General features: G+C 65.6%; 9 protein-coding genes and 1 pseudogene. 6 read left to right on the top strand and 4 right to left on the bottom strand.

The window, feature by feature from the left end; translation table 11 throughout:
* Together G3436_RS17275 and G3436_RS17280 are read left to right on the top strand one after the other, a co-directional pair.
* A partial coding sequence (locus tag G3436_RS17275; RefSeq protein WP_178116502.1) for a FecR family protein occupies window positions 1-511 on the top strand: 511 nt, incomplete at its 5' end.
* 107 nt (window positions 512-618) lie between these two features.
* A pseudogene (locus tag G3436_RS17280) lies at window positions 619-3,041 on the top strand (TonB-dependent siderophore receptor).
* 108 nt (window positions 3,042-3,149) lie between these two features.
* Here the strand turns inward: G3436_RS17280 and G3436_RS28605 are convergent.
* Window positions 3,150-4,145, bottom strand: coding sequence for a GNAT family N-acetyltransferase (locus G3436_RS28605; protein WP_338001278.1), 996 nt, complete (start codon window positions 4,143-4,145; stop codon window positions 3,150-3,152).
* Window positions 4,146-4,327: 182 nt separating this feature from the next.
* Here G3436_RS28605 and G3436_RS17290 point away from each other — a divergent pair, with 182 nt between their 5' ends.
* The gene (locus G3436_RS17290; protein WP_163947307.1) at window positions 4,328-6,742 is read left to right on the top strand and encodes a membrane-bound PQQ-dependent dehydrogenase, glucose/quinate/shikimate family; all 2,415 of its coding nucleotides are present in this window, start codon (window positions 4,328-4,330) and stop codon (window positions 6,740-6,742) included.
* A gap of 5 nt (window positions 6,743-6,747) precedes the next feature.
* A complete protein-coding gene (locus G3436_RS17295; protein ID WP_163947310.1) occupies window positions 6,748-7,383 on the top strand; it encodes a TetR/AcrR family transcriptional regulator in 636 nt (211 codons plus the stop codon).
* Between the two features lie 110 nt (window positions 7,384-7,493).
* Here G3436_RS17295 and ppnN read toward each other — a convergent pair whose 3' ends face one another.
* Window positions 7,494-8,867 carry a nucleotide 5'-monophosphate nucleosidase PpnN gene (gene ppnN, locus G3436_RS17300; protein WP_163947312.1) on the bottom strand — a complete coding sequence of 458 codons (1,374 nt, stop codon included), beginning with the start codon at window positions 8,865-8,867 and terminating at the stop codon, window positions 7,494-7,496.
* A gap of 197 nt (window positions 8,868-9,064) precedes the next feature.
* On the opposite strand from ppnN, the gene G3436_RS17305 reads away from it, so the two are divergent.
* Window positions 9,065-9,568 (top strand): GNAT family N-acetyltransferase, encoded by a 504-nt coding sequence (locus tag G3436_RS17305; protein ID WP_178116503.1) that lies wholly within the window; start codon window positions 9,065-9,067, stop codon window positions 9,566-9,568.
* 30 nt (window positions 9,569-9,598) lie between these two features.
* On the opposite strand, the gene G3436_RS17310 is transcribed toward G3436_RS17305, so the two are convergent.
* Complete coding sequence (locus G3436_RS17310; protein WP_163947315.1) at window positions 9,599-10,453, bottom strand: SDR family NAD(P)-dependent oxidoreductase; 855 nt, start codon at window positions 10,451-10,453, stop codon at window positions 9,599-9,601.
* Window positions 10,454-10,566: 113 nt separating this feature from the next.
* Between G3436_RS17310 and G3436_RS17315 the strand changes: the two genes are divergently transcribed.
* Window positions 10,567-11,469 (top strand): LysR substrate-binding domain-containing protein, encoded by a 903-nt coding sequence (locus G3436_RS17315; RefSeq protein WP_163947318.1) that lies wholly within the window; start codon window positions 10,567-10,569, stop codon window positions 11,467-11,469.
* On the opposite strand, the gene G3436_RS17320 is transcribed toward G3436_RS17315, so the two are convergent.
* Window positions 11,444-11,862 (bottom strand): anti-sigma factor family protein (locus G3436_RS17320; RefSeq protein ID WP_420801221.1); only part of this gene is annotated, 419 nt, incomplete at its 5' end. The genes G3436_RS17315 and G3436_RS17320 overlap by 26 nt on opposite strands.

Genomic DNA, 11,862 nt, shown 5'->3' on the forward strand with positions numbered 1-11,862 from the left:
CCTGCTGATCCTGCGCCAGGGCGAGCTGGTGATCCAGGTCGCCGCCGACCCGCAACGGCCCCTGCGCGTCCGCACCGCGCAGGGCGAGGTGCGCGCGCTGGGCACCCGCTTTCTGGTCAGCCAGCAGGCCGATGTCACCCGCGTGGTAGTACTGCAGCACGCCGTGCGCGCACGCCTGCATGACGGCACCGAACTGGACCTGCAGGAAGGCCAGGCCGCCCTGCTGCACGCCCAGCGCATCGAACGCCTGGCCGGTGACGAACGTCATCGTGCCGATTGGCTCAACGGCCACCTGAATGTGCTCGACGACCCGCTGGAGTCGGTGGTGCAAGCCTTGCGCCCCTACTGCCGCGGCTATGTGCGTGTCGCCCCCGAAGTGCGCCACCTGCGCGTGCAGGGCGTGTTCCCGCTCAACGACCCGCAACGCAGCTTCACCGCCCTGGCCGAAACCCTACCGATCCAGGTCAGCCAGTACGGCCCCTGGCTGACCCTGATCGGCCCGCAGCACTGAGCCGGTAAACGATCTGATTATTTTTATGAAAAACAATCGCATTTGTGTCCGGTTTTCATTTCTCGTCACACCTATCTCCTGACTGCCAACATAATCAGGAGAATTCTGTGCTCAACCCTTGGTCCCGCGCCCTCCCCGTCGCCGTTGCCCTGGCGACCCTGAGCTGCGCCGTCGCTGCCCAGCAGCAGGTGCTTGCGTTCAACCTGCCTGCCGGCCCGCTGGCCAGCACGCTGAATGCCATCGCCAGCCAGAGCGGTCAGATCGTCTCGCTCGACCCTTCCCTGGTGCAGGGCAAGCAGGCCCCGGCCGTTCGCGGCCAACTGAGCGCCGAACAGGCCATGCGCGCTGCATTGGCCGGTAGCGGCCTGCAACTGCTGGTCACCGGCAGCGGCCACTTCAGTGTGGTGCAGGGCCTGGATGCCGACGGCGCGCTGGAACTGGGTGCCACCCGTATCACCGAGCAGCGCAACCTGGCCACCACGGAGGGCTCGAACTCCTACGCGGCGCGAGTCACCACCATCGGCAAGGGCGAACACACGCTCAAGGAGATCCCGCAGTCGGTCAGCGTGATGACCCGCAAGCAGATGGACGACCAGGGCCTGACCAACCTCAAGGACGCCGCCAACCAGACCACCGGCCTGGTCGGCCAGCAAGGCGTGGGCAAAGGCATGATCCTCATGTCGCGCGGTTTCCAGATCGACGACTGGCAGTACGACGGCGTGCCGATCCCGCGCAATACCTACTCGCTCGGCAACTGGGCGACCCAGGACCTGATCTTCTTCGATCGCATCGAGTTTCTGCGCGGTGCCTCAGGCCTGCTGCAGGGCACGGGTAGCCCGGGCGGGGCGATCAACCTGGTGCGCAAGCGCGGCCAGGACAAGCCCACCGTAAGCGTCACCGGCAAGGCCGGCTCGTGGGACCACTACGGCCTGCAACTGGATGCCGGCGGCCCACTGAACCAGCAGGGCACGATCCGCGGGCGTTTCGTCGCTGACGAAGACCAGAGCCAGTCGTTCATCGACTACGAGTGGAGCAAGACCCACTCGCTGTATGGCGCGCTGGACTTCGACCTGTCGCCGGACACCACCGTTGGGGTGGGCATCAGCTACTCGGACAACACCTCGCGGCCGATGCTGCGTGGCCTGCCGCGCTATGCCGACGGGCGTACCGTCGACGTTTCCCGCTCGACCTACACCGGTGCACGCTGGAACCATTCCGAGATCGACGTGACCACCGTGTTCGCCGATATCGATCACCGCTTCAACGACGACTGGAAAGTGCACGCCGCTGCGGTGCACATGAGCGAGAACAACGACTCGCTGCACCAGCGGGTTCAAACCACCGGCCAGGGCCTGAACTCTGACGGCAGCGGTGTCCAGTATGCCAACTGGTACACCGACTTCGACTCGACCAAGGTCGGGCTCGACGCCTACCTCAACGGCCATTTCGAGGCATTGGGGTTGCAACAGGAACTGATCCTGGGTGGCAACTATTCCCAGCTCAAGACCGACGATGTATTCGCCCGCACCTTCACCAATGGCGGCAACATTTTCGATATCGACCACGACCGTCCCAAGCCTAGCTATGACAGCCTGATGCGCGACGGTGGACGTGCGACCGCCAGCGAATACGACATCCGCCAGAAAGGCCTGTACGGCAGCTGGCGGGTCAAACTGGCCGAGCCGCTGACGGTGGTGCTGGGGTCGCGGGTGAGCTGGTACGACTTCCGCTACTCCTCCGTCATCACCGCAAACAACGTGGTCACGGTCGCTGACCCGAGCATCATGACCGAGACCGGGGTCGTCACCCCGTATGCCGGCATCGTCTATGACCTGACCCAGGAATGGGCGGCCTACGCCAGCTACACCGACGTCTTCCAGCCACAGAGCAATCTGGATGCCTCCCAATCGGTACTCGAACCGATCATCGGCAGCAACTACGAGGTGGGCCTGAAAGGCGAACTGATGGACGGACGGGTCAACACATCGTTCGCCGTGTTCCGCTACGACCAGAAGAACCGAGCGATCGACGACACGTCCGCGCAATGTGGCACCGGTGACTGTTCGAAAGCCGCCGGCAAGGTACGCAGCCAGGGTATCGAAGCCGAGATCAGCGGCGAAGTGCTGCCGACCTGCAACTGTTTGCTGGCTACACCTACACCACCACCACGTACATGAACGACCCGGAAAACGAAGGCAAGGTCTTCAACCAGTGGACGCCCAAGCACATGCTGCGGGTGTGGAGCGACTACCGCTTGCCGGGCGACTGGAACCGCGTGAGCGCTGGCCTGGGCTTCAACAGCCAAAGCCATACGCTGGGTTACGAGAGCACGTTCGAGGTGCCGGGTTACACGGTGTGGAATGCGCGCCTGGCGTATCAGTTGACACCTGAGGTGAGTGTGGCGGTGAACGCCAACAACCTGTTCGACAAGCGCTACATCGCCTCGGGCTACAACCAGCTGGGTGGCAACAACAACTACGGCGAGCCACGCAACATGATGTTCAGCGTCAAGTACACACCGGCGTTCTAGCGCCACTGCAGCAGGCTGCGTTGCCGCCTTTCGCTGGCAAGCCAACTCCCACAGATACCGCGCTGCCCCTGTGGGAGCTGGCTTGCCAGCGAAGGGTTCAACACAGTTTCAGTTGGTCAACACCCTCGCCATCACCACGGTACGCTCCTCCCCCTCGACCACCTCGCACAGCACGGCATACCCCAGGTGCGCATAAAACCCCTGCGCCGTCAGCGACGACGGCACCCGCAGCGTCTGTACTCCCGCCGCCAGCGCCAACGCCTCGACCCGCTGCATCAAGGCCCGCCCGATCCCCAGCCCGTGCCGGCGCGGCGCCACAAACACCGTGCGCACCACCTCACCCTCAAGGCTCGCCGTGCCCACCACCTCAGCTCCCACCTGCGCCACCAGCACCTGCCGACGCGCCAGCAACCCGGCCACCGCCTGGGGCGAGAAACTGGCCTCGACCCGCGCAATCACGGCCGCCGAATAATCCTGGCTGTTGGTGTGGCGCAACGCGGCGATGATCACCCGGCTGATAGCCGGCGCGTCGTCGGCACGCGCCTCGCGCACTTCACACCGGGCTGATGCGGTCGCCTGCGCCTTGCGCTCGAAGATCCACGTGTCATGCACCCCATGCCAGGGCGTATCACGTACCCCTTCCACCACCCGCAGCACTTCGAACCCCAGCGCCCTGGCCAGGCGATGACTGGGGCCGTTCACCGACGCCGCCGTGAGCTGCAACGTGCCGAAGTCCTGCGCGGCCAGCAACGCGCGAATGCCCTCGGCCATCAGCCCCTGGCCACTGAAACCGCTGTTGGCCCAATAGCCCAGCACATGCTCGCCCGCACTGCCGGGGTGCAACCCCACGCAACCGATGACGGCAGCCTGGTCGGGCGTGAGGATGAAATAGCGCTTCTCGGCGTGCGCCTGCGCATGGTCCAGCAGCGCCTGGCGCAGGTTGTTGCGCGTGTCCTGCAGCGCCGGCGAGGCCTTGGCCCACGGCAGAAACGGCTGATGCGCCACAAAGCTGTCGATCAGCGCCTGGTTCACCCGCTCGGCCAGCGCCGCGTCCGGCAACACGATGGACGTTCTCGGCGTACTCGCTACCACTGCCAAACCCATGCTTTTCACTCCCTGAAGGGTCGATGTGTCCGGGTGATTGTCACAAATAATTTCGTCGGTGCGACATTTTGTCTTTCATTGGTTCGGGAACAGGTTCAAAATAAAACTGTACCGTACAGTACCAATCATGAATCCACGCCCCCATGCCCGCGCAGCTGGGGCCGTGTCATGGACCCTCAGGAATGAAAAGCACAGAAAATCCCGGGGCACCCGCCTCGACTGCTACACGCCTTGCCTTGTTCGTTTTCGGCGCCCTGCTCGGGCTCAGCGGCCTTGCCCTGGCCCTCGGCGGCCTGCGCCTGGCCACCTTGGGCGGCTCCTGGTATTACCTGCTGGCCGGCGCCAGCCTGCTGGCCGCCGGGGTGCTGTATGCCCGGCGCAAACCCTTCGCGGCCGGGCTGCTGGCCCTGCTGTTCGGTGCCACCGTGGTGTGGTCGCTGTGGGAAGTCGGCCTGCGTTTCTGGCCGCTGGTGCCACGTCTTGCACCGTTCCTGGTGATCGGCCTGGTCGCCGCCGTGCTACACCCGCAGTTGAGCCACGGCCGCTACCGCGCGGCCAGCTTCGGCTGCGCCGCCCTGTTCGCCGCAGCACTGGTGGCGGGTGGCGCGTCCACCTTCGTCCCCCACGGTGTGATGCAGGCCAAGCAGCAACCGGTGCTCGACACACCGCTGGCCAGCACGGCCACGGCGCCAGACTGGCAGCACTACGGCAACACCCCCAAGGGCACCCGTTTCGCGCCCCTGGACCAGATCAACAAAGGCAATATCGACCAGTTGAAAGTGGCCTGGACCTACCGCACCGGCGAGATCGCCGCAGGCGCTTCGGAGTCGCAGAACACGCCGATCCAGATCGCCGACACCGTGTATACCTGCACCCCGCTGAGCAAGGTCATCGCACTGGACGCCGACACCGGCAAGCAGCGCTGGACGTTTGATTCCAAGCCGGCCAACGACAAGACCTGGAACCGCTGCCGCGGCCTGGGCTACTACGAGCCGGCCAAGGTCACCCAGCCGTTGCGGATCGCCGATCTCGCGCCGGCACCCCAGGCCACCAGCAACGCCTGTGCCCGCCGTATCGTGCAGGTCACCATGGATGCGCGCCTGATCGAGATCGATGCCGACACCGGCAAACCCTGCGAAGGCTTCGGCGACAAGGGCTCGGTCGACCTTACCCAGGGCCTGGGCCTGGTGGACGAAGGCGTGCCGTACTACGCCTACACTTCCGCCCCCACCGTGGCACGCAACCTGATCATCCTTGGCGGTTGGGTGTTCGACGGCCGTTCCACCGACGAACCGTCGGGTGTGGTACGTGCCTTCAGTGCCGATACTGGCGAACTGGTCTGGGCCTGGGACCTGGGCAACCCAGCCATCACCAAGCTGCCACCCGAGGGCCAGACCTACACCCGCAGTACGCCGAACATGTGGTCCACCCCCGCGTTCGATGACGAACTGGGCCTGGTCTACCTGCCTACCGGCAACCAGCAACCGGACTTCTGGGGTGGCAATCGCCCACCGCTGACCGAGAAATACTCGTCGGCCGTGGTCGCCCTGGACATGGCCACCGGCCGTGAACGCTGGACCTTCCAGACCGTGCACCACGACATCTGGGACTACGACGTGGCCGCGCAACCGGCCCTGTACGACGTGCCGGATGGCAAGGGCGGCAAGATCCCCGCGCTGATCCAGCTGACCAAGCGCGGGCAGATCTTCATGCTCGACCGGCGCACCGGCCAGCCGATTGCCGACGTGGTGGAAAAGCCCGTCCCGCAGGCCCACGCCGAAGGCGACTGGGTGGCGCCCACCCAACCCTACTCGGTGGGCATGCCGGCGCTGGGCGCCGACCCGCTGACCGAACAGGACATGTGGGGCGCGACCTTCTTCGACCAACTGATGTGCCGCATCAACTTCCGCCAGCTCAACTACCAGGGCGAGTTCACCGCACCGAGTACCGCCGAAACCCTGATCTACCCCGGCTACTACGGTGGCTTCAACTGGGGCGGCGCGGCCATCGACGAGCGCAGCGGCTACCTGTTCCTCAACGACATCCGCATCCCGCAGGTGGTCAAGCTGGTCAAGCGTGAAAACGTCGACCTGTCGCACCTCAAGTCCGGGCACGGCGTGGGCAGCACCTACCCCATGGACGGCACGCCGTTCGTGATCGACCACAAAGCCTTCAACTCGCCGCTCGGCATTCCGTGCCAGAGCCCGCCCTGGGGCGTGTTCGCAGCGATCGACCTGAAGACCCGTCAGCAGGTCTGGGAACGCCCGGCCGGCACGGTGCAGGACGCGGTGATCAACGGGGTACGCGCCAACCTGGCCATCCCGCTGGGCATGCCGACCCTGGGCGGTGGCGTGACCACGGCGGCCGGGCTGGTGTTCTACGCCGGCACCCAGGACTACTACCTGCGGGCGCTGGACATCGCCACCGGCGAGCAAGTGTGGAAAGGCCGCTTGCCCGTCGGTGGGCAAGCCACGCCGATGAGCTACGTGTCGCCGCGTTCCGGGCGCCAGTACGTGGTGGTGGTGGCCGGCGGTGCGCGCCAGTCTCCAGATCGCGGGGATTACGTGATAGCGTACGCGCTTCCCGATAAAGAGTAGCGCTCATGGCCTCGTTGCACCGTGCCCCAACTTCCCCCACAAGCAGAAGTCTGGAGCGGCGGCGCAACCTGCTGGTGACCGCCAGCGAGCTGTTTCTCGCGCACGGTTACGATGGCGTCAGCATGGACGCCATCGTCGCCGCGGCGGGTGGTTCGAAAGCTACCATCTACCGCTACTTCGGCAGCAAGAACGAGCTGCTGGTGGCGGTGGTGGAATACCTGTGCGACGACTTCATCATCGACCTGCGCCAGCTCGACACGTCCCAGGTCGCGCTGGCCGACGGGCTGCGGATGATCCTCGACCAGTTGGTGGCGGTGGTCACCAGCGCGCGGCATGTGGCGTTCTATCGATTGGTGGTCAACGGCACGGCGCATGTGCCCGAGGTGGGCCAGACCTGGTACGCGCATGGCCCGCAGGTGTGGCATTCACTGATATTGCGCTTGCTCGAAGACCAGCGCGCCGAGGGCACGGTGGCGGCAGATGCGTCGCTGTCGGAACTGCCGCATGTGCTGTTCGATGCGCTGTTCTCGCACCTCACCACGCGCACCGTGATGCTCGGCCAGCACTGCACGGCCGAAGCGTTCCGGCCGATGATCGACGAGTTGACCGAGCTGGTGCTGCGGCGCTTGCAGCACCGCTAGACGCTGTTCGCTGGCAAGCCAGCTCCCACAGGATTGTCGCTGGTTTCAAGAACGATAGAATACCTGTGGGAGCTGGCTTGCCAGCGAAGGGCCGCACAGCGGCCCAGGGCTCAGCTCACCACGCGATAGCAGGGCTCATACGCCGCCCCGCCCGGCAACTTCATCCGGTGCTGCTCCACGAACGCCTGCAACAGCTGGTCCAGCGGCTGCATGATCGCGGTATCGCCATGGATCTCGTACGGCCCGTGCTCTTCGATCAGGCGGATGCCCTTGTCCTTGACGTTGCCCGCCACAATCCCGGAGAACGCCCGACGCAAGTTCGCCGCCAGTTCATGCGGTGGCAGATCGCGGCTCAGGTGCAGGCTGGCCATGTTGGCGTGGGTCGGGTCGAACGGGCGCTGGAAGCCCTCTTCGATCTTCAGCAGCCAGTTGAAGTGGAACGCATCGTTGCGCTCGCGACGGAACTGCTTCACGCCTTTGAGTCCTTCGGTCATCTGCCGCGCCACCTGGGCCGGGTCGTCGATGATGATTTCGTACAGCGCGTGCGCCGCTTCACCCAGCGTGGCACCGACAAAGGCATGCACCTGCTGCAGGTAGGCCTCGGCGCTTTTGGGCCCGGTGAGGATCACCGGGAACGGCAGCTCGCGGTTGTCCGGATGCATGAGAATGCCGAGCAGGTACAGGAACTCTTCGGCCGTACCGGCGCCCCCCGGGAAGATGATGATGCCATGACCGACGCGCACGAAGGCTTCGAGACGCTTCTCGATGTCGGGCAGAATCACCAGCTCGTTGACGATGGGGTTCGGCGCCTCGGCGGCAATGATGCCCGGCTCGGTCAGGCCCAGGTAGCGGCCGCTGCTCATGCGCTGCTTGGCATGCGCAATGGTGGCGCCTTTCATCGGCCCCTTCATCACGCCCGGGCCGCAGCCGGTGCAGATGTCCAGCTTGCGCAGGCCCAGCTCGTGGCCGACCTTCTTGGTGTACTGGTATTCCTCGGTGCTGATGGAGTGGCCACCCCAGCACACCACCATCTTCGGCTCCACGCCCGGGCGCAGGGTGCGCGCATTGCGCAGCAGCTGGAAGACATAGTCGGTGATGCCCTGGGAGCTTTCCAGGTCGATGCCCATGCGGTCCAGTTCGCTTTCGGTGTAGACGATGTCGCGCAGGGCGCTGAACAGCATTTCACGGGTGCTTGCAATCATCTCGCCGTCGACGAAAGCGTCAGCCGGGGCGTTCAGCAGTTCGAGGCGCACGCCGCGGTCCTGCTGGTGGATACGCACTTCGAAATCCTTGTAGGCATCGAGAATGGTCTTGGCATTGTCGACGTGGGCGCCGGTGTTGAGAATGGCCAGGGCGCACTGGCGGAACAAGGTGTAGATGCTGCCGGAACCGGCTTCGCTCAGTTGCTGCACTTCACGTTGGGAGAGTGTCTCCAGGCTGCCTTTGGGGCTGACAGATGCGTTGATTACGTGTCTTGGGGTCATTCTGGATTCCATATGTACGACGCCAGCGAACGGCTGTGGCATCGGGGTATTAACGCCTGACGCAATGCTGCATACAGGTTTTATCAGGTGGCCGGTCGCAATGGCAAACGGTCCGTTTGAAAGAGTATGGCCCGATCCTGTACCGATGCATTAGTATCAGCGCTCTCAAGCACGACATGCGCAGGAGCGCCACAGGCATGCAACAGGAACAGCGATTGAAGGTTGGTGTCGCCACCCGGGCCGACCTGAGCGGGATCGTGGCGCTGCTCAAGGCCAACCTGCAGCAGAACGGCGGCAGCCTTTCTGCCGGGCTGCCGCGTCGTCGGATTGCCATGATGTTGCGCAAGATGCCGCTGATCGTGACCCGCCGGGGCAAGCGCATCAGCGCTTTCCTGATGACCACGCCGCGTGCGCTGAATGCCGATGTGGCGGTGGTCCGGGCCATGCTCGAGGCCAACCCCGAGCACCCGGATGCCTACGTGTATGGCCCGGTGTGCGTGAGCGCCAGCGAGCGCGGCCAGGGCCTGGCCGGCATGCTGTTCGAAGAGCTGCGGCGCCGCTTGCCTGGGCGCAAGGGTATATTGTTCATCCGCCGCGACAACCACGCCTCAATCCGCGCGCATGTGAAAATGGGCATGCTCGAGGTCAACGGCTTCGAACTCGGCGGGCATGGGTTTGCGGTGTTCATCTTCACCGGCTGAGCCCTTGTGGGCGAAGGCACCCCGCCCGTTTCAACCCACGTCATTCAAACCAGAACCGCCCCAGCACCTCGCCACCTGCTCGGGCTGCTGCGCCTTTATCCCGCGTAGATCGCGCGGGTACGTCACCCCTGCTGGCTCCTCGAAGCGCGTGGCCACGAACTGGCCATTGCTGGCACGCAGCACCTGCGCGGTCACCTGGCACTGCTCCGACACCAGATACACCACCCCGGGCACTACCCATTCTGGCTTCAGGTCATCCGGCTCACCCTGCTCGCCCCACATGCGTGTGCGTGCCACCGGCGAGACCGCGTTGACCAGGATGCCGTGCGCCGCGCCTTCCTCGCTCAAGGCGTTCATGATGCCCAACTGCGCCATCTTGCCCGCTGCGTAGGCCGCCAATCCGCTCTGTGCGTAACACGCGTACATGGCGCGGTCCGAGGTAGTGAGCACGATACGCGGCGCCTTCGACGCCTTGAGGTGCGGCCAGGCGTGCTTGCATAGCCACAACGGCGCCTGCACGTTGATCCCCATGGTGCGGTCGATGAAGCTTGCATCGACCTGCTCGATCGGCTGGTGGCCGACCCAGCCGGCATTGTGGATCAACCCGTCGAGGCCGCCGAACTGCGCGACCGTCAGCGCCACCAGTTGCCGGCATGCCGCTTCGTCGGTGAGGTCGGCGCTATGCCCGAGTGCCTGGTGGCCCGCGGCGCGCAATGCCTGCGCGGCCTGCTCGACGACGCTCGGGTCGCTACCACAACCGGCACGGTCAGTGCCCCGGTCGCTGAGCACCACCCGCGCACCGCGCTCGGCCAGTGCGGTTGCATACGCCAGGCCCAGGCCGCGCGCGGCGCCGGTGATGAGAAACGTGCGTTGGGTGAAGTTCATGCGTGCTCTCCTGTAGAGTCGTCGAGCCTATCGAGTACGTCGCGCCAGGTTGAATACTATCGACGGGGCAAATCGATACGCCCGAGATATCGCACCGGTGCCAGGAAGCCGCCATGATCGAGACCCGCCTGCTTCGCCAGTTCATCGCCGTGGCTGAAGAGCTGCACATACACCGCGCCGCCGAGCGCCTGCACATCGCCCAACCGGCACTGAGCCAGGCGATTGCGCGGCTGGAGCACAAGCTCGGCTGCACACTGTTCGTGCGCCACCCGCGCGGCGTGCACCTCACGCCTGCTGGCGACGCCTTCCTGACGACGGCCCGAGCCACCTTGAGCACGCTGCACGAAGGCGTCACGCAGGCCCGCGAAGTGGCCGCGGGCATAGCCGGCCACCTGCGCGTCGGCAGCCTGGCGCTGGCCGGTTATCCGCACCTGTTGCAGGCCCTGCGCGGGTTTCGCCAGGCCTGGCCCAAGGTGCGCATAAGCCTGCTGCAGCAGCCGTCGGCACAACTGGCCGACGGCCTGCTCAAGGGCGAGCTGGACATCGCCTTCATGCGGCACCTGCCCGACCTGAACGAGCGCCTGCATGCGCAGTTGATCCTCGATGAACCGCTGCTGCTCGCGGTGCCCGCCGACCACCCGCTGGCACAGGCGCCGCGGGTGCGCCTGGCAGAGGTGGCGGATGAAGATTTCGTGTTTACACCGCCCGCGCTGGGCAACGGGTTCCACCAGCACCTGCTTGCGTTGTGCGAGCGCGCCGGGTTCAGCCCGCGCCTGCACCAGCAGGCCGCACAGATGCAGACGCTGGTGAGCCTGGTCGCCTGCGGGTTCGGCGTGGCGCTGGTGCCGTCGGCAGTGGCGCAGGCCAATCAACAGGCAGGCGTGAGTTTCCGTGCGCTGGAGCAGAACCCGACGCTGGGCCTGTACATGACCACCCGGCGCGATGCGGTCGCGCCGCCGGCCCGGCGCCTGGCCGAGCTACTGGGCAGCACTACAGCGCCGTGCCCACCGCGCTGACCAGCGCGTAGTTGTAGGCACCCTGCGACCAGTAGCGCGCCTGCAGCGGGCCCTCTATCCGCTCGCCGCTGGGCATGCGCGTGTAATGCTCGCCGGGCGAGCGCAGGAACAGGCTGACACGCTCGCCCTTGGCATCCTCGAACACCAGCAGTGCCGCCGGCCCCTGCTCGTTGCTCAGCAGGCGTGCACCCACGGGCCTGAAACCGTAAGCGGACAGGTCCGGCAGTTGCCCCACCTGGGCAAAATGCTCGCCCAGCCAGGCCTGCAACTGCGCCGGGCGCTGCACCGCCAGGTCGAGGGTCGATGCATGCGCAAACAGGCGGTGGGCCTGCAGCGCATCGGCCATCGGCGCGGTGCTCGCCAGCAGGCTCGACTCGCGCGCCTGCCAACCGC

It is taken from the genome of Pseudomonas brassicae (assembly GCF_010671725.1).
GTDB lineage: Bacteria > Pseudomonadota > Gammaproteobacteria > Pseudomonadales > Pseudomonadaceae > Aquipseudomonas > Aquipseudomonas brassicae.

Bases quoted from the DNA above. Each gene is read 5' to 3' on its own strand.
- G3436_RS28605 (WP_338001278.1), bottom strand. From the start codon at position 4,145: ATGGGTTTGGCAGTGGTAGCGAGTACGCCGAGAACGTCCATCGTGTTG.
- G3436_RS17290 (WP_163947307.1), top strand. From the start codon at position 4,328: ATGAAAAGCACAGAAAATCCCGGGGCACCCGCCTCGACTGCTACACGC.
- G3436_RS17295 (WP_163947310.1), top strand. From the start codon at position 6,748: ATGGCCTCGTTGCACCGTGCCCCAACTTCCCCCACAAGCAGAAGTCTG.
- ppnN (WP_163947312.1), bottom strand. From the start codon at position 8,867: ATGACCCCAAGACACGTAATCAACGCATCTGTCAGCCCCAAAGGCAGC.
- G3436_RS17305 (WP_178116503.1), top strand. From the start codon at position 9,065: ATGCAACAGGAACAGCGATTGAAGGTTGGTGTCGCCACCCGGGCCGAC.
- G3436_RS17310 (WP_163947315.1), bottom strand. From the start codon at position 10,453: ATGAACTTCACCCAACGCACGTTTCTCATCACCGGCGCCGCGCGCGGC.
- G3436_RS17315 (WP_163947318.1), top strand. From the start codon at position 10,567: ATGATCGAGACCCGCCTGCTTCGCCAGTTCATCGCCGTGGCTGAAGAG.